Here is a 19,523-nt window from a genome sequence, read left to right as displayed (position 1 = left end):
CCAGAGGCTCACGGGTCGGACGTCCGCGGCCCCCCGGGCGGCGGCGCACTTCAGCTCCAGGTGGACAGTCCTTCGCGGCCGATCTCGGCTCGAGCGATGCCGCTTCTCACGGTTCATCACTCGAAGGGACACCCATGGTCGAAGACGCGACGTTGCGCGACCTGCGCGACAAGCAGCTGCTGGGCCGGTACCGCGACCGCGGCGACCGGGCGGCGTACGACGAGCTCGTGCACCGGTTCACGCCGATGGTGCGCTCGTTCGCCCGCAAGTACGCCGGGCGTGGCGAGGAGCTCGAGGACCTCGTCCAGGTCGGGATGCTCGGCCTGGTGAAGGCGATCGAGGGCTTCGACCTCTCCCGACCGCACCGCTTCGTGGCGTACGCCGCGCCGACGATCACCGGCGAGATGAAGCGCCACTTCCGCGACCACTGCTGGTCGGTCGCCGTGCCGCGGTCGATGAAGGAGCTCCAGACGCGCGTCACCGCCGAGGAGGCGGTCATCGAGCGCGGGGGCGACGTCGCCACGACCGCCGAGCTCGCCCGCCGGCTCGAGACCACGGAGGAGCAGGTGGTCGACGCCCGGCGTGCCGCGCGCTGCTTCCGCATCGACTCGCTCAGCTTCCCCTCGGGCGAGGACCGCGAGCTGCTCGACACCTTCGGTCGTCCGGAGAAGGGCTACGGGCACGTCGAGGACGTCGACCTGCTCGACGACGCCCTCGCCGTGCTCAGCGAACGCGACCGCAAGGTCGTCGACATGCGATACCGCGACGAGATGCTGCAGCGCGAGATCGGCGCCGAGGTGAACGTCTCGCAGATGCAGATCTCCCGCATCCTCGAGAACGCCGCCGCGCAGATGCGCGCCCATCTCGAGCCCGGGGCGGACCGGGCGGTGGCGGCGTGAGCGCGCCGGCCCCCGACTCCGTGGGCGAGCGCACCGGCACGTCCGACGTCGACGTGTCGCGGGTGCTCGCGGCCGTCCGAGACGCCGACGCGCAGGACCGTGCCGCCGCCGATTCGGGCCCGGTGCGGTCGGACCGTCGCCGCGTGGCCGCCGCGCGCCGAGCGCTGCGTGCGTACGCGCCCTACGCCCCGACCGACGCCCGGCGCCTCGGCACCGGAACCTGACCCACGGGGCCCGTCGGTCGCGGTGGTCCAGGAGCTGATGGGCGGGACGTCCGGCGAGATGTCGACCTTCCTGAACGACACGGTCCGGTCGTTCACCTTCCGCGAGCGCCGGAAGGCGCGGCCGTTCGTCCGCGTCTCGAGGCGTGCGACCCCCTTACCGTTTTGGTGCGTCCTGGTGATTCGGCCAGGATGCGTTGTGGGCCCGGTGTCGTTGGTAGCGCTGAAGGCCCCCTGTCCGTTGTGATCTGGGGGGTGTTGCGGCCAGCGGCACGGGCATCCCGGTGACCGCTGATAGGGACACGCCCACGTTGGGGCTGATTCGTAAGGTGGCTGCGGCTTCGGGGTGCGGTTCGGGCCCTGCAGGGCCCGAACCGCACCCCGAAACGAGGAGGAGCAGCCGTCATGAGCGACCACGACGATCCGGGGATCGAGGTTTGGATCGGGCTGGACGTCGGCAAGCACGACCACCACGCCACGCTCATCGACACGGCGGGTGGGCAGCTCGCGGACCGGGCGGTGAGGAATCGCCAGGACGACCTCGAGGCGCTGCTGGACACCGCTCAGGGTGTGGGCCGGGCGGCGTTGGTGATCGATCAGCCCGGCTCGATCGGGTCGCTCGCGGTGCAGGCCGCGAGGGCACGGGATATGCCGGTGGCCTATGTGCCGGGCCTGGTGATGCGCAGGGCGGCGGAGCTCTACCCGGGCGAAAGCAAGACCGACCGACGCGACAGCATGGTCCTCGCCGACACCGCGAGGCTTCACGCAGCGCGGCTGCACTGGCTGCCGGAGGACGACGAGGTGCTGCAGGCGCTGCAGCTGTTGTGCGGGATGGATGACGACTTCGCACACGACGTGACGCGGGTCTCAAACCGGCTGCGAGACCTGCTGTTGCAGGCCCATCCGCCGCTGGAATCGGTGCTTGGCAAGCGGTTGGAGCACCCGGCGGTGTTGCAGCTGCTGACCCGGTATCCGACTGCAACGACGCTGCGGAAGGCCGGCAAGGGCCGGATCCTGCAGACCTTGAAGCACCACGCACCACGGATGGCCGAGCGGCTCCGCGACGACATCTGGGCCGCTCTGGAGCAGCAGACGATCGTGGTGCCGGCCGAGCGCACGATCGGATCGATCGTCGCCGGACAGGCGAAGAACCTGCAAACGCTCAGGCGCGATCGGGCAGCGCTCGAGGAACAGATCGGGGAGTTGTTTGCTTCCCACCCTCTCGCCCCGGTCCTGGAGAGCCTCCCCGGGATCGGGACCAGGACCGGCGCCAGGATCCTCAGCGAGATCGGTGACCCGACCCGATTCGCGACCGCCGGGCACCTCGCCGCCTACGCCGGACTTGCGCCCGTGACCCGCCAATCCGGTTCATCAATCCGTGGCCAGAGCCGGTCTCGGCGCGGCAACCACCGGTTGAAGAACGCGCTGTGGCTCTCCGCGTTCTGCTCGCTGCACCACCCACCCTCCCGGACCTACTACGACCGCAAACGGGCCGAGGGCAAGCGCCACAACGCCGCGATCATGTGCCTCGCTCGCCGGCGCTGCGACCTGCTTCACAAGATGCTCCGCACGCAGACGCTCTACCGGTTCGAGGGGGCCGGCTCCGCCGGCCCCCTCACCCAGACAACCTGACCCGATCGACTTGACAACCCGATAGGGACACCCCCCGGCCGCCCGCGCGCTATCCGGCCGCGAGCTCCAGGTGGTCGCCGTCCGGGTCCCATTCGACGAGTCCCCGAGCCGCGAACGCCGCGAGCCAACCCTCCATCGCCCAGCGCCCCCAGACCGCACGGAACCGTCGCGCGTTGCGCACGACGTCGTGAAGGTGCTCGATCGGCGGGTCCGAGACCGGGTGGTCCTGGTGATACGCCCACGCGCCGCCGACCCACGTCAGTCCGACGCCCGCCCGCCGGGCCCGGAACGCGTAGTCGGTGTCCTCGCCGCCGTAGCCGGCGTACCCCTCGTCGAACCCGCCGATCCGCTCGTGCGTCAGCGGCGTCACCGCGAAGGAGAGCGACCAGAACAGCTCGTGCCGCGGCTCGTCGAGCAGCGCTCCGGCGTCCGGGACCGGCCGACCGCCCCGGACCCGCGCGGCCCGGCGGTCGTCCTCGGTCAGGACGGTCGCGGAGGGGCGACCCGCGGGCAGGTGACCGACGGGTCCGGCGAGCAGGCCGCCGCGCTCGCGCGTCGCGTCGGCGTAGCGGGCGACGAGCTCCGGGCCCGGGATGCAGTCGGTGTCGAGCAGGACGACGAGGTCCATCCCGTCGAGGGCCGCGACCGCGGCGTTGCGGGCGGCGGCGAGGGGGAGGGGCAGCTCGTCCGCGACCGGCATCCGGATCACCCTCGGATCGGGGTCGTCGATCCTCGGCCCGTCGGGCGACGGGCGGTCCGCGCTGGCGGGGTCCATCGAGACGACGACGTACGCGTCGGGCCGCCGGGTCTGGGCGGCGACGCCCGCGACCTGGCGCCGGAGGTGCTCGCGGCGTCCGCGCTGGATCGTGGCGAGGCCTACGCGCACCGGGCCGGCCCCTCGGCGCGGGCGAGCGATGTCGTCGCGGCCGCTCGGGGTGGATCCTCCCCGCGGGCCACCGCGCGGACCGCCGTCGCCATCCGCTCCGCGCCCCGCCCGTCGTGGTGGGCCGACCACCGCCCGACCGGCCGTGCGGCAGCGTCGCGCAGGAGCTCCGGCCACGCCTCCGGGGCCGGCCACGCGGCGAGGGTCGCCGCGAGACCGGCGGACTGCAGCAGCGACGCCTGGCGGCGCTGCTCCCCGAAGGGGCGGGCCTGCGGCAGGAGGATCAGCGGGCGGCGGGCCGCCGCGACCTCCGCCACGACGTTGCCTCCGGCGGTCCCGACCACGACGTCGGTGGCGTGGAGCAGCGCGCGGACGTCGGCGTCCGGGCCGCGATCGGTGACGCGGCCGTCAGGCACCCGCAGCGCCCCCGCCACCTCCCAGACGACGCCCGGCGTCGCGGCGGCCGCCGCGACGACGTCCTGGGCGTGCAGGTCGTGCCCACCGGCGCCGACGAGCACGAGCACCCGTCGCGGGTCGGCGGCGGGGGCGCGTTCCGGCCGGTCCGGCGACAGGCGGTCGAACCGCGAGACGGCCCCGCACAGCACCAACCGGTCCTCGGGTGGACCGTCGCCCGGCGCGTGCGTGGCGGCGGTCCACGGCGCGAGCACCGCGGAGGCGCCCGCGTAGGCCGCGGCGTGCGGCCGGTCCGTGCGGCGGCCACGCTGGGCGACCACGACCGTCGGCACCGAGAGCAGCCGGCCGAGCAGCGCGACCTCGACGGAGACGTCCACGACGAGGACGGCGGGGTCGTGCTCGGCGACCCACGCCGCGATCCGCGCGGTGCGGGCGCGGAGGCCGGCGACCCGTCGCGGCGCCCAGTGCAGCGTGCCGCCCGCCGTCGGGTCGTCGGGCTCGCCGTCGGGGACGTCGCCGGGGAGCTGGACCCAGCCGTCCTCCGGGACCGACGCGGGCCGCGCCAGCGAGCCGAGTCCGACGACCTCCGGTCCGAGCAGCTCGCGGACGGCGAGGAAGCGGTGGAGGTGGCCGGCGCCGTGGTGGTGGACGTACCAGCCGACCGTCACGACGGTGCCCGGACCGGGGCGACGGCGAGCGCCCGGCTCCGGGACCGTCGCGGGCCGGGGGCGACGACCGGCGGCGTGCGCACGACGTGCAGCGGCTCGGGACGCGTCCGCCCGCCGGCGAGGCGCGCGTACCGGCGCTCGTAGGCCCGGCCCATCGCGTCGATGCCGGCCGTCAGGGTCGCGTGCGCGCGGACGGCGTCGCGATCCATCGCGGCCGCGGCGATGATCGCCCGGGCCAGGTCGGCGACGTCGCCGGGGCGGGCGAGGCGCCCGCCGTCGTCGCCGACGAGCTCGGGCAGGCCGCCGCGCGCGAACGCGGCCACGGGGGTCCCGCAGGCCATCGCCTCGGCGGCCGCCAGGCCGAACGGCTCGTCCCACGCCGGCGTCATCAGGGCGACGGACGCCGCGCCGAGCTCCCGGGCGAGGTCCTCGTGGTCGAGGTGCCCGGCGTAGCGGACGTCCGGCCCGAGGCGCGGCTCGACCTCCGCCGACCAGTAGGCCCGGTCGATGACCGGCCCGGCTAGGACGAGCCCGCGCCCGGCGGCCCGACAGGCGTCGATCGCCAGGTGCGGCGCCTTCTCGGGCACGATGCGCCCGCTCCAGACGGCGCCCCCGCCGCCCCGCCCCGCCGGCCACGCCGCCGGGTCGACGCCGTTGCGGACCACCGGCACGCCGGGCACGACCTCGTCCCAGGCCGCGCGGGTGGCGGGGGAGACCGCGTTCAGCGCCGGGCGCCCGGTGGGCTCGAGCGACCGCAGCGCGCTCTCGAGCCACGGGGTCGGCGGCGTGTGCAGCGTCGTCAGCATCGGGATGCCGATCGTCGACGCCATCAGGAGCGGCAGGTAGTGCAGCGTGTTCGAGTGGACGACGTCGTAGGTCGTGGGCGCCGCGCGCAGCTCGAGCATCAGGCGCTGGTAGGCGTGGTGCGCGGCCATGAAGTCCCCCGGCGGCATGTCGACGTCGGAGCGGGCGGCGTCGCTGAGACGGACGTCGAGGTCGAGCTCGCGGATCTCGACGCCCGGGATCGCCGAGCCCCGTGGCGCGTGGGCGACCACGTCGTGCCCGCGGCGGGCGAGCCAGCGTCCGAGGTTCCAGGTGAACGACTCGACGCCGCCACCGAACGGCGGCCGGATGGGGGCGACGTGGTGGGCGATGAGGACGATGCGCACGACTCAGCTCCCGGAGGCCGTGGACCGGGCGTGGGGAGAGGCGATGGGAAGGATCGTCCGTCGCGGCATGGCGCCGTCCGTACCCCGGGTCCGCGCGTCGGGAAACCCCGCGTAGACGTTGTTCGTCGCCCCGGTTCCGGGGCGCCGTCGCGGGGTAGGGACGCCGATCCGGCGGGTGCCCGCGACCGTCCGGATCCGCCCGGTTCGCACCCCGGGGCACGGGTAGGGACCCCGCTCGCAGCACCCCGAACGAGAGGCATCCCCATGAAGGCACTCACCTGGCACGGCGTCGACGACGTCCGCATCGACACGGTCCCCGACCCGACGATCGAGCAGCCCACCGACGCGATCATCAAGGTGACCTCGAGCGGCATCTGCGGGTCCGACCTGCACCTCTACGAGGTCCTCGGGCCCTACCTCGACAAGGGCGACGTCCTCGGCCACGAGCCGATGGGCATCGTCGAGGCCGTCGGCCCCGAGGTGACGCACATCAAGGCGGGCGACCGCGTCGTCATCCCGTTCAACATCTCGTGCGGCCACTGCTTCATGTGCGACGGCGGGCTGCAGTCGCAGTGCGAGACCACGCAGGTCCGCGAGTACGACACCGGCGCCTCGCTGCTCGGCTTCTCGAAGCTCTACGGCCAGGTCCCCGGCGGTCAGGCCGAGTACCTCCGCGTGCCGCAGGCGCAGTACGGCCCGATCAAGGTCCCGCACGGCCCGAAGGACGAGCGCTTCGTCTACCTCTCCGACGTCCTCCCGACCGCCTGGCAGGGCGTCGAGTACGCGAACGTCCCCAAGGGCGGGACCATCGCGATCTTCGGGCTCGGCCCGATCGGCCAGATGGCCGCCCGCATCGCGCTGCACCGCGGCGCCGGCCAGGTCTTCGGCCTCGACCTCGTGCCCGAGCGCCTGGCGATGGCCGAGAAGCACGGCGTCACGCCGATCGACATCACGAAGCACGACGACCTCGGCGCCGCCCTGCGCGAGCTGACCGGCGGCCGCGGCCCCGACAGCGTGCTCGACGCCGTCGGCATGGAGGCCCACGGCGCGCCCGTCGGCGCCTTCGCGCAGAAGATCACGGGCCTCCTGCCCGACAAGCTCGCGCAGAAGGTCATGGAGACCGGCGGCATCGACCGGATGGTCGTCCTGCACACCGCCATCGACGTCGTCCGCCGCGGCGGCACGCTGTCGATCTCGGGCGTCTACGGCGGCACCGCCGACCCGATGCCGATGCTGCAGATGTTCGACAAGCAGCTCACGCTGAAGATGGGCCAGGCGAACGTGAAGCGCTGGATCGGCGACCTCATGCCGCTCCTGGAGGGCGACGAGGACCCCCTCGACGTCGACGGCCTCGCGACGCACAAGCTCCCGCTCGAGGAGGGCCCGCAGGCCTACGAGACGTTCCAGAAGAAGGACGACGGCATGATCAAGGCCGTCCTCCAGCCGCACGGCCCGGCCTGAGCCGCGGGCCACGTGTTCCTCTTCTTCTCGAACCGCCTCGGCTGCGCCGGCTCGATCGCCCTGTCGGTCGGCCTGACGCTCCTCCTGCTGCTCGTGCTGCGGGCCGTCTGAGGGAGCCGACGGGTGGGGCCGCCGCGCGGGGGTAGGGACGCCGGATGGCTCGACTCCTCCTCCAAGGGCGCGGCGTCCTCGTGACCGGCGCGGCGGGCGGGATCGGCGCGGCCGTGGCCCGCCGGCTGGTCCGGGCCGGCGCCCGACCCGTGCTGCTCGACCTCACCGGCGAGCGCCTCGACGCGGTCGCCGCCGAGCTGGGCCCCGCCGCGGTGCCGGCCCCTGCCGACGTCCGCGACCGCGACCAGGTCGTCGCGGCCGTCGACGCCGCGTGCGAGGTCACCGGCGGTCTGATCGGCGCCGTCATCGGTGCGGGGCTCGTCCGCCCGGAGACGCTCGTCGCCCAGACCGAGGCCGACGCCCGCAACGTCGTCGACGTGAACTTCTACGGGACCCTGTGGGCGTTCCAGGCGGCCATGCCGCACATCGACCGCCAGGGCGGCCATGCGCTCGCGCTGTCGTCGATCGCCGGCATCGCGCCGATCCCGCTCTCCGGGGTCTACCCGGCGACGAAGGCCGCGGTCGACTCGATCGTCGCGACCGTCCGGACCGAGGCGATGAACCGCCCGTCCTCCGCCGGTGTCGTCTACCTGAGCGCGGTCGACACCCAGATGAACCGCGACGTCCAGTCCGACGCACGCGCCGCCCGCGCGGCGCAGCACTCGGTGGCGTTCCTCACGAGGGCGATCACCGCGGACGCCGTCGCAAAGCGGATCGTCCGCGCCCTCGAGCGCCGCAGCCGCGTGGTGACCGCGCCCCGCTGGCTCGCCCCGTCGGTCTGGCCGCAGACCTTGACCCGTGCGATCGCCGAGTGGTTCATGGGCCACACGGCGCTCCGCGAGGAGCTCCCCGGGGGCCGCGAGTCGGCGCAGGCGCTGACCGAACGGGCCGGGACCCGGGGTGCTCCCGAGCGCGACGGCGGCGGCCCGGACGGCGACGACGGCCTCGGCGACCGGGACCCGGACGACCTCGTCGCCCGGAGCGAGCACCGCACGACGGACCCCGTCGACGACGGGAGCGGCGCGGCATGAGCCGCATCTCGCTGCAGGGCCGCGGCGTCCTCCTCTCCGGCGCGACCGGCGGTATCGGCCGCGAGGTGGCGCGCGTCCTCCTGGAGCGCGGGGCGAAGGTCGCGCTGATGAGTCGCCCGAGCGAGCGGCTCGACGCCCTCGTCGAGGAGCTCGACCACGAGGACGCGGTGGCGGCGCCCGCCGACGTCACCGACCGCCGGCAGGTCGTCGAGGCCGCCGACCGCGCGGCCGAGCGCTTCGGGGGGCTGAGCGCCGTCGTGGCCGGTGCGGGCGTCGTCCTGACGGGCACGATCGCCGAGCAGTCCGAGGAGGACGCCCGCCGCGTGATCGACACGAACCTCTGCGGCACGCTGTGGACCCTGCAGGCCGCCCTGCCGCACGTCGACCGCTCCGAGGGCCACCTGCTCGCCGTGGCGTCGATCGCGGGCATCGTCCCCACGCCGCTGGCCGGCGTCTACCCCGCGACGAAGGCCGCTGTCGGCGAGCTCGTCGCGCAGATGCGGATCGAGCTCCTGCACCGCGGGACGTCCGCGGGCGTCATGTACCTCGGCATGGTCGACACCGAGATGTCGACCCTCGTCGGGGAGGACGAGCGCCTGCACCGCGCCATGGAACGGACCCCGGGCGTGCTGACCCGCTCGCTGACCGCCGCCGACGCCGCCGAGCGCATCGTCCGCGCGGTCGAGCACCGGCAGGGCGCGGTGGTCGCACCCGCGTGGCAGCTCCCGATCGCCGCACCGCAGCTCGGGGTACAGAAGGCCGTGGAGACCGGGTTGCGCCTCACGGCGCTCGCCCGGGAGCTGCCGCGCGGCCGCTCGGGACCGGCGGCGCCGTCCGCCCCGCCGGTCTAGCCGCTCCGACGCCGCCCCGTCCCAGCGCCCACCCGTCCCGGAGCCCGCCATGCCGTTCGCCCTGATCATCTCGCTCGTCCTGCTGGTCACGCTGCCGGTCGCGCTCTGGGTGATGCGCGGCAGGATCCGCCGGCTGGTCGCGACCGACCGCAGCCGGATCGGGCACTACGTCAACGACACCGGCGTCGACCGGCGCACGAGGGCCGTCCACTCCGTGCAGTCGGCGTCGATCATCACGCCGACCGAGCGGCTGGACGCGAGCTGGGACGTCCGGCACCTCGAGCGCCTCGCGAGCCTCTACTGGCTCTACATGGAGAAGACGTCCCTCGGGCTGATCCGCGTCGTCGTCGAGGGCGGCGGGCGATACGTCTGCTTCCTCTCGCCCCGCATCAAGCTCCTCGGCTTCCGCGAGCCGGAGTTCCTCGTCGACGCCGACAGCGGCACGGTCCGTTGGCCGATCGACCGCGGGCTGCTGATCTCGCGCCGGGGCCGCGGCCGCGGGGTCCTCGAGCTCGAGGTCCGGCGCGACGACGACCGCGGCGGCGAGGCCGACGGCACCCCGATGAGCCACGCGCGGATGCAGCTCGAGGTGCGCGACTTCCACCCGACGATGTCCTCCGGCCTGGCCGGCTTCGTCTACCGGCAGACCCAGTCGCGGTACCACGTGCTCCTGGCGTTCGGCTTCATCCACTCGCTCGCGTCCGCCGACCTCGACCGGGCGGGTGTCGGCCGGTTCGGGCGCCTGCTGCGCCTCGGCAAGCACGAGCCCCGGGAGCGGATGCGCCCGACCGGGTCCTGAGCGGACCCCCGACCCGTCGCTCGCCCGGCGGGATCGTCAGCGACCGAGCAGCCAGATCCAGACGAGCAGGATCAGGACGAGCACGATGCCGATCTGTTGCGCCTTGAGTCCAGATCGGCCGTCCCTCCTTGACCTCCTTCGGGGGAAGCGGTGCCGCCCGGCGCCGGACGGGCGCGGGGGAGACGGGTCGGCGAAGGTCGCGGCGGATCACGCACGGGCCCGGGGCGGGGCGCCCCGGCGACCTCCGCTCGCGGTGGCTCCCCACCCGTGCCGCCGCCATGCGTCGCGTCGGCGACGCTCCGCGTCAGCTGTTCCGCACGCCGCGCAGGAGGAGGTCGACGAAGCCGTCGGCGACCTGCTCGGCGTCGAGGCGCCCGTCGGGGGCGAACCACAGGGCGCTGTGGTTGACCATGCCGAGGAGGGCCAGCGCGGTGAGGTCGGGGTCGGGGATCGTGAACTCCCCGGTGCGGACGCCGTCGCGGAGCACCCGGAGCAGCAGGGCCTCGAACGCCCGGCGGTCGTCGCGGACGGCGGACCACGCGGGGTCGCGCTCCAGGGTCCGGCGCTCCTGCTCGAAGACCGCGACGTGCGCCCGATGGGTCTCGACCTGGTGCATCCAGATGCGCGTCATCGCACGGAGCCGGCCCGCGGCCGACGCCGGGGCGTCGGGGCCCTCCACGGCCGCCGTCGCCGCCTCGAGCAGCGGGCCCATCAGGTCGTCGAGGATCCGGGTCAGGGCCTCGGACTTCGACCCGATGTAGTGGTAGAGCCCACCGCGGGCCAGGCCCGTGGCCTCGATCAGGTCGTCGATCGAGGTCCCGTGGTACCCGCGCTCGGCGAACGCACGGGCGCACGCGTCGAGGACCTCCCGCTGACGGGAGTCGTACTTGCGCCGCAGCGTGGGGCTCTTGGGCGGGTCGGCCATGGGGGTGGAGGTTCGCGGAACTCGGGGGCGGGGCTGCCCCGGGAGTCAACCACGAACGCCGCGCATCTTGAAATTAGACCGTTCAGTCGGTAGAAGTGCAGGCATGGACCTCGATCTGCCCGACGACGCCCTCGAACTGCGGAAGGTCGTCCGCGACTTCGCCGTCCAGGAGGTCGCGCCGGTCGCGGAGGAGCTCGACCGGACGAAGGCGTTCCCCTACGAGCTCGTCGCCAAGATGGGGGAGCTCGGGTGGATGGGCATCCCGTTCCCGGAGGAGGTCGGGGGCGCCGGCGGCACGACGCTGCAGTACGCCGTCGCGGTCGAGGAGCTCACGCGGATCGACTCGTCCGTCGCGATCACGATGTGCGCCCACACGTCGCTCGGCACGCAGCCGATCTGGCTGTTCGGCGACGACGCGCAGAAGGCCGAGTACCTGCCCGACCTCTGCGCGGGGAAGAAGCTCGGGGCGTTCGGGCTGACGGAGCCCGAGGCCGGGTCCGACGCCGGCGCCCTGAAGACCCGTGCGAGCCTCGACGGCGGCACCTGGACGATCGACGGCTCCAAGCAGTTCATCACCAACGCCGGGACCGACATCTCCGGGCACGTCGCGATCACCGCGATCACGGGGGAGACCACCGACGCGAAGGGCCGCACGCGTCCGGAGATCTCGAACCTCATCGTTCCGAACGGCACGCCCGGCTACGAGATCGGCGAGCCGTACCGGAAGATGGGTTGGAACGCCTCGGACACGCGGCCGCTCTCGTTCTCCGGCGCCGAGGTGCCCGAGGCGCACCTCCTCGGTCCGCGCGGTCAGGGCTTCAAGCAGTTCATGCGGATCCTCGACGGCGGCCGGATCGGCGTGGCGGCGATGGGGCTCGGGCTCGCGCAGGGCGCGCTGGACGAGGCCGCGGCCTACGCCAAGAGCCGCAACGCGTTCGGCGGGCCGATCGCGCGGTTCGGGCAGATCCAGGCGAAGATCGCCGACATGGCCACGGAGATCGAGGCCGCGAGGCTCCTCGTCTACCGCGCCGCGGCGCTGAAGGACGCCGGCCGCGACTTCTCGCTGACCGCCGCCCAGGCGAAGCTGAAGACCGGGCGGCTCGCGGTCAAGGCGTCCGAGGAGGCCGTCCAGATCCACGGTGGCTACGGCTACATCGAGGAGTACCCCGTCTGCCGGTTCTACCGCGACGCGAAGATCCTGACCATCGGCGAGGGCACGGACGAGGTCCAGCAGATGGTCATCTCCCGCGCCGTCCTGGCGTAGTCGGATGCCGACCGCCTGCCCGGACGGGCGGGACGCCCGTGCCTGACCGCGTCCTGATCGCCAACCGCGGCGAGATCGCCGTCCGGATCGCCGGGACGCTCGCCCGCGTCGGCACGGAGTCCGTCGCCGTGTGCGCGCCGGAGGACCTCGGCGCGCCCCACGCGCGCGCCGCCGACCGCGCCGTCGCCCTGCGCACCGACGGGACGTCGTCGCCCTACCTCGACCTCGAGCAGCTCGTCGACGTCGCCCGCGACACCGGCTGCGACGCCGTGCATCCGGGCTACGGGTTCCTCGCGGAGCGCGCCGACGCCGCCCGGGCGTTCGAGGCCGCCGGCATCACGTGGATCGGGCCCGGCTCCGACGCGATCGACCTCCTCGGCGACAAGATCCGCTCGAAGGAGACCGCGGCCGACGCCGGGGTGCCGGTCGTCCCGGGGCTCCAGGGCGCGGACGTCGACGAGGCCGCCGTGCGCGCGTTCGCCGACGACGCGGGGCTCCCGCTCCTCCTGAAGGCGTCGGCGGGCGGCGGTGGCAAGGGCATGCGTCGCGTCGACGACGCCGGCGCGATCAGGGGTGCGGTGGAGGCCGCCCGCCGCGAGGCGCAGGCGGCGTTCGGGCGTGGCGAGCTCCTCGTCGAGCGGCTCGTCGACCCGGCGCGGCACGTCGAGGTGCAGATCGCCGCCGACGCGCACGGCACCGTCGTGGCGATCGGCGAGCGGGAGTGCAGCCTCCAGCGCCGGCACCAGAAGCTGCTCGAGGAGTCCCCGGCGGTCTGCCTGACGGACGCCGAGCGGACCGCGCTCCACGGGGCGGCGGTGCGGCTGGCGACGGCCGCGGGGTACCGGAACCTCGGGACGGTCGAGTTCCTGCTCGACGTGTCCGGGACCGTCGGCGCGGACGGTGCCCGGCCCTTCTACTTCCTCGAGATGAACGCCCGGCTGCAGGTCGAGCACCCGGTCACGGAGCTCGTGCACGGGCTGGACCTCGTCGAGCTGCAGCTGCGGATCGCCGACGGGGAGCGGATCGACGCGGAGGCGCTCTCGGCGCCCGCGGTCGGCCACGCGATCGAGGCGCGGATCACCGCGGAGCGGATCGCGGGGGCCACCGGGACGGACGGCACGTTCGTCCCCGCGCGGTTCCTGCCGGCGATCGGTCCGGTCGTCGCGTACCGCGAGCCGTCCGGTCCCGGTGTGCGCGTGGACTCCGGCATCGAGGAGGGCACGGTCGTGACGACCGCGTTCGACCCGATGCTGATGAAGGTGATCGCGACGGGCCGCGACCGCGCGCAGGCGCTCGCGCGACTGGACCGTGCGCTGGCCGACCTCGTCGTGCTCGGGGTCGAGACGAACGCGGGCTTCCTGCGCCGGCTGACCGCCCGCGAGGAGGTCGTGGCCGACCGCCCCACGACGACCCTCGTCGAGCGGCTGCTCGCGCGACCGGACGACGCCGCGTCCCTGTCGGCGGAGCCCGTCGACGACCGCGACCGGGCCCTGCGGTCGCTCGTGGTCGAGCGGCACGCCGTGCTCGCCGCGGAGGCGGGCGCCGGGGCGTTCGCGGCCGTCGACTCGTGGCGCTCCGGCGCCGCGGGCTGGACCCCGCTGGACCTGCTGGACCCCGACGACGCCGCGGTGACGGTCCGGGCACGTGCGACCGCGGACGGCGTGGTCGTGCTGGTCGGCGACGAGCGGCAGGGCGAGGCCGCCGGCCCCGCCGCACCGATCGTCCCCGACCCGGCGCGGACCCTCGCGCGCGACGGCGACCGGTGGTGGCTGCACACGGACGGCGGGACGTGGTCGTGGCGCGACGCGCCCGAGGCCACCGGCGGGCCGGGCGCGACGGCGGGTGGTCTCGAGGCGCAGCTGCCCGGGGTCGTCCTGGCCGTCCGCGCGGCGGTCGGCGACCGCGTGGGCGCCGGTGGCGTGGTGCTCGTCGTGGAGTCGATGAAGATGGAGATGGACGTCACCGCGCCGCACGCCGGAACGGTGACCGCGATCGACGTCGCGGTCGGCGACCCCGTCGCGCGCGGCCAGGTGCTCGCGGCGGTCGAGGAGGACGAGGCATGAGCAGCATCGAGCAGGACGCCGAGGACGTGACGGTCGGGTCGGCCCCCACGACGCACCGCGAGCGGCACCTGACCCTGATCGCCGACCTGCGGACCCGCCTGGAGCGGATCGCGGGCGGTGGGGGACAGCGCGCCCGCGACCGGCACACGGCGCGCGGCAAGCTCCTGGCCCGTGAGCGGATCGAGCGGCTCGTGGACCCGTTCTCGCCGTTCCTGGAGGTCGCGCCGCTGGCCGCCGAGGACGTCTACGAGGACGACCTGCCGGCCGCGGGGGTCGTCGCCGGGATCGGCCGGGTGCACGGCCGCGAGGTGATGATCGTCGCCAACGACGCGACGGTGAAGGGCGGGTCGTACTACCCGCTGACGGTGAAGAAGCACCTCCGTGCGCAGGAGATCGCGAAGGAGAACCGCCTGCCGTGCGTGTACCTCGTGGACTCCGGCGGCGCGTTCCTGCCGCGGCAGGACGAGGTCTTCCCCGACCGCGAGCACTTCGGCCGGATCTTCTTCAACCAGGCGAACCTCTCGCGCGCCGGGATCCCGCAGGTCTCCGCCGTCATGGGGTCGTGCACCGCCGGCGGCGCGTACGTGCCGGCGATGAGCGACGAGACGGTGATCGTCAAGGAGCAGGGCACGATCTTCCTCGGTGGCCCGCCGCTGGTGAAGGCGGCGACGGGCGAGGTCGTCTCGGCCGAGGACCTCGGCGGCGGCGACCTGCACGCGCGGACGTCGGGGGTCGTCGACCACCTGGCCGAGGACGACGCGCACGCGCTGCAGCTCGTGCGGCGCATCGTCCGGACGCTGCCGCGGCCCCGCACGCCGTACGTCACCGCCGCCGGGCCGGACGGGATCGCCCCGGCGGGGACGACGGCGCCGTGGGAGGTCGGGCCGGCCGTCGGTCCCGAGCACGACCCGGACACGATCCTCGACGTCGTGCCGGCCGATCCCCGCGAGCCCTACGAGGTCCGCGACGCGATCTCCCGCATCGTCGATGCGGGATCGTTCCACGAGTTCAAGCCGCTGTTCGGGGAGACGCTCGTCTGCGGCTTCGCGGTGGTGCAGGGCCATCCGGTCGGGATCCTCGCCAACCAGGGGATCCTCTTCCGCGAGAGCGCGCTGAAGGGCGCGCACTTCGTCGAGCTCTGCGACGAGCGCGGCATCCCGCTGCTGTTCCTCCAGAACGTCGCGGGCTTCATGGTCGGCCGGGACTACGAGGCCGGCGGCATCGCGAAGGACGGCGCGAAGCTCGTCGCCGCGGTCTCGACGACCCGGGTGCCGCGGATCACCGTCGTCATCGGTGGCTCGTACGGCGCCGGCAACTACGGGATGTGCGGCCGCGCCTACTCGCCGCGGTTCATGTTCATGTGGCCCAACGCGCGGATCTCGGTGATGGGCGGCGAGCAGGCCGCGACGGTGCTGACGACGATCCGCGACGACCAGGCGGCCGCGCGCGGCGAGACGTGGGACCCCGACGAGCGCCGCGCGTTCGGCGACGGGCTGCGCGACCAGTTCGAGCGGCAGGGCAACCCGGTCTACGCCTCCGCCCGGCTCTGGGACGACGGCGTCATCGACCCGCGGGACACCCGGCGCGTCGTGGCGCTGGCGCTGGAGGCGTGCGCGAACGCCCCGCTGGAGCCGGTCGCGCGGCCGTTGTTCCGGATGTGAGGGGCGGTTCCGCGTCGTGCGCGGTCCACGGGGATGAATCGACTCATCCCTTCGGTCCGCAGCCCTGGCGCCGCCGTCGCGACCGGGGGGAGGTTCGTCGACCTCAGGACCCTCCTCAGTCGTCACCGGAGCCCCTCGCATGCCCGAGAACACCAGCACCGCGGTACCCGTCTCGACCACGGAGGTCCCGCCCGCGGACGTGTCGGCCGTCGCCGAGTCGCATCAAGGGCCGCAACTCCGGGAAGCACCGCGAGGACACCCGGCGTCTGACGTCACCCATGCGGCGGGTGGCCGACGGCAAGGCGCTCAGGTCGGGTGCGTCGGACGACGAGCTGGTCGCGATGATCCGTCGTGCGGTGGCGGGGAAGCAGTGGGGGCACGAGATGCACAAGCCGGGGTTCCGGCCGCCGGACCGCCCGATGAGCGCCATCGGCGGCTGAGCCCGACCCCGACACGCCGGCTCTGGCGATTCCGCGACCGGCGACCGACCGGTCCTGGCGCCGCCGGCCAAGCTCGGACCGTACGGGACCCTCCCGGGCGCTACTCGGTCGCGGCGAGGTGGGTGACGTACGAGGTCGGCCAGAGGCACTCCCACTGACCGTGGCCGGGGGCGCCGTCGATCGTGACGGTGCAGGCGGCCTCGGTGACCGTCGTGTCGGTCCCGAACGGCATGTTCACCACGGCGTAGCGGTCCATGGTCATGGTGGTCGTGTCGCCCCGCTCGTCGTCGAACTCGACCTCGAGGTGCCGCTGGGTCATGTCGTCGTCGTATGTCGCCGACTGCCGCACCCCGGTGAACGCGACGGGCTCGCCGTCGCGCAGCACGTAGCCGTTGACGCCGAGCTCGCCGCGCGCGATCCACAACATCGCGTTGAGCCCCACCCCGTCCGGGGTCTGCGCGCACAGCCACTTCCAGTGGTGCGGGAAGCGCCAGTTCCTGCGCCCCCACGAGTGGTCGCGGTGGACCAGCGTGTCGAAGTCGATGGTCCGCCCGTCGACCTTCAGCGTCCCAGTCGCGCGGCCGGTCTGCTCGAAGCGGTCGATCGCCATCCACTGCGGGCAGCCGACCGGGTTGCGGGTGTAGCTGAACGGCGCGTGGAGGGCGGTGTAGGAGTACTCCAGCGAGACGCCGTCGCCGGCGTACCGGATCTCGGCGCGCGTGAGCGGCTCGGGCAGGTCGATCTCCAGGCCGCCGACGCGCCAGGCGTCGAAGTCCTGGTCGTCGGGGACCTTGATCCCGTGCTCCATCTCCAGCGCCAGCGGCTCCGGCCCGGGGCCGAAGACGGCGAGCTGCCGGCCGGCCCAGCCGTTGTGGTCGACCATCGTGTAGACCTGCAGCCCGAGCTCCTCCTCCGGCAGGATCAGGTTCCAGAACAGGCTGTCGCGGCCCTTCACGCCCGCGGGGACGCGGTGGCGGAGGTCGTCCTGGGCGGTGAGCGTGCTGACGGTCATGTGGTCCTCTCGGGCGGGGCGGGCGACGATCGTCATCCGCCCGTGCTCCCTCGGTCGCGGATCGCGAGCCCGGCGTCGACGAACTCGCGCACCATCGAGGGATCGGCGTAGTACGGATCACCGTTGCCGCTCTCGTAGCGGCGCCGGCTGTACTCGAAGAGGATGGCGAGCCGCCAGAGGGCGAAGGCCGCGTACCACGAGAGGGCGGAGACGTCGCGTCCGGTCCTCGCCGCGTACCGGGCGGCGAGCGCGGCCGGGTCCGGATAGCCGTCCTCGGTGGTCACGCGACAGAGTCGGGTGAGCGGGTGCTCGGGTGCGGTCGGGTGGGCCCACGTTGCGACGAGGTAGCCGAGGTCGGCCAGCGGGTCACCGATAGTGGCGAGCTCCCAGTCCAGGATCGCCGCGACCGGCTGGTCGTCCTGCGGGCGGAGCATGAGGTTGCCGATGCGGTAGTCGCCGTGGACGATCGTGGCCGGCCCGGACTCCGGCGTGGTCCCCACGAGCCAGGCACCGAGCTCCTCGAGGCCCACGGGCTGCTCGCCGTCGCCGATGAGCTTCCCGAGCCGCCGGAGCTGCCGCTCCAGGTACCCGTCGGCCCTGCCGAAGGACTCGAGCCCGTGGGCGCGCCAGTCCGCGGCGTGCAGCGCCGCGAGGGCGTCGACGATGCCGTCCGCGATGTGCCGGCGCGTCGCGGGGTCGGCGTACGGAGCCGGCGTGTCGTCGGTCAGGACCACGCCGTCGACGTGGTCCATCACGTACATCGGAACGTCTGCGACCTCCGGCACGTCGTCGACGGCGACGACCCGCGCCACGGGCACGCCCGTGCCCTCGAGCGCACGGAGCACCTGCGCCTCCCGGAGCACGTCGTGCGCCCCGGGCGGGAGCGGGGGCGGCGGTGGCCGCCGGACCACGACCCGCCGCGTGCCGTCCCCGACCAGCAGGGTGATGTTCGAGTGCCCGTCCCCGATGCGGCGGATGTCGGCGACCGCGTCGAGGAGGTCGCGCTCCACGAGCCACCGCTCGAGCGACGCCCGGTCGACGTCGGGCCCGGCCGTCGTCCCGCTCATGCGACCGTCACCCCCGACAGCAGGCGCTTGACCGCGGCGACGTGCTCGATGGTCTCCTCGAGCTCCCCGCCGTGGGCGATCAGGCTGAAGTCGCTGCACCCCCGCTCGGCGTACGGCGCGAGGAACTCGGCCAGGTCCTCGGGCGTCCCGGCGGGCGACCACTTCTCGAAGCGCTCGTAGTCGATGCCGTAGATCGCGTGCATCTCGTGCGCGACGACCTCCCGCACCTTCACGCGGTCGTCGCCGAGGCCGCACCAGACGATCATCTGGTGGCGCCACGGCACGTCGGTCCGGCCGGCGTCGGCGCCCGCCTGCTCGACCTGCTCGACGGTCTGGGCGAACCGGTCGGCGGAGACCCAGATCCCCTGCCAGCCGTCGCCGAGCCGCCCGGTGCGCTGGATCGCCTTGTCGGAGCGCCCACCGATCAGGATCGGGATCTCGGGATCGGGCGTGGGCGTGAGGAACACGTCGTCCAGCTGGAAGAACTCGCCGTCGTGCGTGACGCGCTCGCCGTGCAGGAGCGCCCGCAGGATCGGCAGGTGCTCGTCCATCCGGCGTCCGCGGGTCTTCGGGTTGACGCCGCACATGCGGACCTCGGCGGGGTCGTCGCCTCCGACGCCGACGCCGAGCACCAGACGGCCCGGGGCGAGCTCCGTCAGCGTCGAGAGCTCCCGGGCGACGAGGACGGGATGGCGCAGCACGGGCTGGTAGACGCCGAGGTGCACCGGGACGAGGTCCTGCATGTGGAGCATCGACGTGGCGGTGATCAGGCCGTCCCAGCCGGTGCCGTTGCGGAAGCTGACGTGGTCGCCGAGGTGGATGTGGTCGATCCCGGACTCGCCGATGGAGCGCAGCACGGTGCGTCGGTCCTCGGCGGTGCGGTGCTTCAGCGGCTCGTTGAAGACGGTCATGCCGATGCCGGGGGCGGTCGTGGTCATGCGGGGAGTCCTCG

18 protein-coding genes are annotated in these 19,523 nt (G+C 74.0%); 11 read left to right on the top strand and 7 right to left on the bottom strand.

Annotated features, from left to right (window positions below; all coding sequences use genetic code 11):
- Window positions 1–134 precede the first annotated feature (134 nt).
- From PATMI_RS0121505 to PATMI_RS0121490, 3 genes are all read left to right on the top strand, one after another.
- A complete protein-coding gene (locus PATMI_RS0121505; protein WP_026912403.1) occupies window positions 135–899 on the top strand; it encodes a sigma-70 family RNA polymerase sigma factor in 765 nt (254 codons plus the stop codon).
- A complete protein-coding gene (locus PATMI_RS0121500; protein WP_026912402.1) occupies window positions 896–1,123 on the top strand; it encodes a hypothetical protein in 228 nt (75 codons plus the stop codon). Before PATMI_RS0121505 ends, PATMI_RS0121500 begins: the two co-directional genes overlap by 4 nt.
- A 402-nt stretch (window positions 1,124–1,525) precedes the next feature.
- On the top strand, window positions 1,526–2,752 hold the full coding sequence (locus PATMI_RS0121490; RefSeq protein WP_026912400.1) for an IS110 family RNA-guided transposase: 1,227 nt from the start codon (window positions 1,526–1,528) through the stop codon (window positions 2,750–2,752).
- 49 nt (window positions 2,753–2,801) lie between these two features.
- Here PATMI_RS0121490 and PATMI_RS0121485 read toward each other — a convergent pair whose 3' ends face one another.
- Genes PATMI_RS0121485 through PATMI_RS32200 form a run of 3 tightly spaced genes read right to left on the bottom strand, consistent with a single transcriptional unit; the run spans window position 2,802 to window position 5,886 of the window.
- Window positions 2,802–3,638: a glycosyltransferase family 2 protein gene (locus PATMI_RS0121485; protein WP_026912399.1), complete on the bottom strand. Its 837-nt coding sequence runs from the start codon at window positions 3,636–3,638 to the stop codon at window positions 2,802–2,804.
- Window positions 3,629–4,717 (bottom strand): glycosyltransferase family 28 protein, encoded by a 1,089-nt coding sequence (locus PATMI_RS32205; RefSeq protein ID WP_051472120.1) that lies wholly within the window; start codon window positions 4,715–4,717, stop codon window positions 3,629–3,631. The genes PATMI_RS0121485 and PATMI_RS32205 overlap by 10 nt, the downstream gene beginning before the upstream one ends.
- Window positions 4,714–5,886 carry a glycosyltransferase gene (locus PATMI_RS32200; RefSeq protein WP_051472119.1) on the bottom strand — a complete coding sequence of 391 codons (1,173 nt, stop codon included), beginning with the start codon at window positions 5,884–5,886 and terminating at the stop codon, window positions 4,714–4,716. Before PATMI_RS32200 ends, PATMI_RS32205 begins: the two co-directional genes overlap by 4 nt.
- 264 nt (window positions 5,887–6,150) lie before the next feature.
- On the opposite strand from PATMI_RS32200, the gene PATMI_RS0121470 reads away from it, so the two are divergent.
- The 4 genes from PATMI_RS0121470 (at window position 6,151) to PATMI_RS0121450 (ending at window position 10,139) form a co-directional block, all read left to right on the top strand.
- Window positions 6,151–7,347, top strand: coding sequence for a zinc-dependent alcohol dehydrogenase (locus PATMI_RS0121470; RefSeq protein WP_026912398.1), 1,197 nt, complete (start codon window positions 6,151–6,153; stop codon window positions 7,345–7,347).
- Between the two features lie 155 nt (window positions 7,348–7,502).
- Entirely contained in the window at window positions 7,503–8,489 is a 987-nt protein-coding gene (locus PATMI_RS35235) for an SDR family oxidoreductase (protein ID WP_051472118.1), read from the top strand.
- The gene (locus tag PATMI_RS32190; protein WP_051472117.1) at window positions 8,486–9,340 is read left to right on the top strand and encodes an SDR family oxidoreductase; all 855 of its coding nucleotides are present in this window, start codon (window positions 8,486–8,488) and stop codon (window positions 9,338–9,340) included. The genes PATMI_RS35235 and PATMI_RS32190 overlap by 4 nt, the downstream gene beginning before the upstream one ends.
- A 49-nt stretch (window positions 9,341–9,389) precedes the next feature.
- A complete protein-coding gene (locus PATMI_RS0121450) occupies window positions 9,390–10,139 on the top strand; it encodes a hypothetical protein (protein WP_026912397.1) in 750 nt (249 codons plus the stop codon).
- A 304-nt stretch (window positions 10,140–10,443) separates the two neighbouring features.
- Here the strand turns inward: PATMI_RS0121450 and PATMI_RS0121445 are convergent, their stop codons facing one another.
- Window positions 10,444–11,064: a TetR/AcrR family transcriptional regulator gene (locus PATMI_RS0121445; RefSeq protein WP_026912396.1), complete on the bottom strand. Its 621-nt coding sequence runs from the start codon at window positions 11,062–11,064 to the stop codon at window positions 10,444–10,446.
- 103 nt (window positions 11,065–11,167) lie between these two features.
- Between PATMI_RS0121445 and PATMI_RS0121440 the strand changes: the two genes are divergently transcribed.
- From PATMI_RS0121440 to PATMI_RS36970, 4 genes are all read left to right on the top strand, one after another.
- Window positions 11,168–12,328: an acyl-CoA dehydrogenase family protein gene (locus tag PATMI_RS0121440; RefSeq protein ID WP_026912395.1), complete on the top strand. Its 1,161-nt coding sequence runs from the start codon at window positions 11,168–11,170 to the stop codon at window positions 12,326–12,328.
- Between the two features lie 38 nt (window positions 12,329–12,366).
- The gene (locus PATMI_RS0121435; protein WP_026912394.1) at window positions 12,367–14,391 is read left to right on the top strand and encodes an ATP-binding protein; all 2,025 of its coding nucleotides are present in this window, start codon (window positions 12,367–12,369) and stop codon (window positions 14,389–14,391) included.
- Window positions 14,388–16,052, top strand: coding sequence for a carboxyl transferase domain-containing protein (locus PATMI_RS0121430; RefSeq protein ID WP_036726246.1), 1,665 nt, complete (start codon window positions 14,388–14,390; stop codon window positions 16,050–16,052). Before PATMI_RS0121435 ends, PATMI_RS0121430 begins: the two co-directional genes overlap by 4 nt.
- A gap of 278 nt (window positions 16,053–16,330) precedes the next feature.
- Window positions 16,331–16,492: a hypothetical protein gene (locus PATMI_RS36970; RefSeq protein ID WP_211241770.1), complete on the top strand. Its 162-nt coding sequence runs from the start codon at window positions 16,331–16,333 to the stop codon at window positions 16,490–16,492.
- Between the two features lie 100 nt (window positions 16,493–16,592).
- Here PATMI_RS36970 and PATMI_RS0121420 read toward each other — a convergent pair whose 3' ends face one another.
- From PATMI_RS0121420 to PATMI_RS0121410, 3 genes are read right to left on the bottom strand one after another with little or no spacing between them, the layout of a single operon-like run.
- Complete coding sequence (locus tag PATMI_RS0121420) at window positions 16,593–17,540, bottom strand: DUF7064 domain-containing protein (protein ID WP_026912392.1); 948 nt, start codon at window positions 17,538–17,540, stop codon at window positions 16,593–16,595.
- The gene (locus PATMI_RS0121415; RefSeq protein ID WP_026912391.1) at window positions 17,537–18,571 is read right to left on the bottom strand and encodes a phosphotransferase family protein; all 1,035 of its coding nucleotides are present in this window, start codon (window positions 18,569–18,571) and stop codon (window positions 17,537–17,539) included. Before PATMI_RS0121415 ends, PATMI_RS0121420 begins: the two co-directional genes overlap by 4 nt.
- Window positions 18,568–19,509: an LLM class flavin-dependent oxidoreductase gene (locus tag PATMI_RS0121410; protein WP_026912390.1), complete on the bottom strand. Its 942-nt coding sequence runs from the start codon at window positions 19,507–19,509 to the stop codon at window positions 18,568–18,570. The genes PATMI_RS0121415 and PATMI_RS0121410 overlap by 4 nt, the downstream gene beginning before the upstream one ends.
- Window positions 19,510–19,523: the final 14 nt, after the last annotated feature.

It is taken from the genome of Patulibacter minatonensis DSM 18081 (assembly GCF_000519325.1).
In the GTDB taxonomy this organism is placed as follows: Bacteria; Actinomycetota; Thermoleophilia; order Solirubrobacterales; family Solirubrobacteraceae; genus Patulibacter; species Patulibacter minatonensis.
This window is presented reverse-complemented; position numbering and strand designations above follow the sequence as displayed.